The following is a 518-nucleotide window of genomic DNA, read 5'->3' on the forward strand; positions in this document are numbered from 1 at the left end:
TGGAAAGAAGATGCGTCTAAATACGGTGATAAGCTCAATTCATGGGATGAGTTCGTGCAAAAAGGGGTGTGGAATAGCTCTCCTTATAAGCTTGAGTCTCGCTGGGGTAAGTTCAAAACTGAAACCACTAAATTTGAGTTTTACAGTAAGACCTTGGAAAAAGCGTTGCAAGAACATGCTGATAAACACAAAGTCAGCATAGATGAGGTAATGAAAGCTTGTGACTACCAAGCTCGTGGTCAATTGGTATTTATTCCCCATTATGAAGAACCCTATCGATTTGGTGATGAAGCCGAGTTTCCGCTGTTACTCGTGGATCAAAAGTCACGTCTAAACAAAGAAGGTCGAACTGCAAATAGTCCTTGGTACTACGAGTTTAAAGATGTCGACCCTGGTGATGTGGCGAATGAAGATGTGGCTAAATTCAACCCGATAGACGGCAAGAAATTTGGCCTCAAAGACGGTGATGAAATCCGCATTACCAGCCCTGTGGGTACGCTGACCTGTAAGGCGAAGCT

The 518-nt window shown here is 43.6% G+C and carries 1 pseudogene; it reads left to right on the forward strand.

Annotation, left to right across the window (positions count from 1 at the left end):
* Positions 1–518 (forward strand): annotated as a pseudogene (locus H5185_RS22420) (dehydrogenase); the annotation flags it as partial.

It is taken from the genome of Shewanella sp. SG44-6 (assembly GCF_014164185.1).
In the GTDB taxonomy this organism is placed as follows: domain Bacteria; phylum Pseudomonadota; class Gammaproteobacteria; order Enterobacterales; family Shewanellaceae; genus Shewanella; species Shewanella vesiculosa.